This is a genomic window from Bacteroides sp. DH3716P (assembly GCF_025914115.1).
In the GTDB taxonomy this organism is placed as follows: domain Bacteria; phylum Bacteroidota; class Bacteroidia; order Bacteroidales; family Bacteroidaceae; genus Bacteroides; species Bacteroides ovatus.
In genome coordinates this window covers 6,638,388-6,638,797 of record NZ_CP083673.1, presented here as the reverse complement: position 1 = coordinate 6,638,797, position 410 = coordinate 6,638,388, and the positions used below count along the sequence as shown (strand labels likewise).

Genomic DNA, 410 nt, shown 5'->3' with positions numbered 1-410 from the left:
TCCATGACCTTTGTCTTTTGACCATTACCATACTTGTCTCTCATTCTTGCACGCAGCGAGTTGAGACCGCTGTAGTCGTTTCGAGGATAGCCATTTGTGACGGAAGAAGCGGCATCGTCAGAAAAGAGGTGGCCGTACTTGTCCAGAAGTCCCTCGATGGCAAGAATCTTGCGCAGCTGCTCCAGAGTCTGACAATCTCGATCGTGCTGGGCGTGATAGCGGCTGTTGCTGTCAGAAAGGGATGAGGCGTATGCCGAAAGCCATTCGTTCTGTGCGATGTACGGGCGAGCGTCTATCACTCGCTTCCAGCCAGTCTTGCCGATGCGGACAGAGAGGCCGAGGGATGCGGACAGCAGATGGTCGCCAAGGCGGTGTGCCTTGCCATAGCCGTCAAAATCCTGCATGGTGGT

At 54.9% G+C, this 410-nt stretch carries 1 pseudogene; it reads right to left on the bottom strand.

The annotated features are described in order from the left end of the window. Positions 1 to 410 (bottom strand): annotated as a pseudogene (locus KQP79_RS26115) (hypothetical protein); the annotation flags it as partial.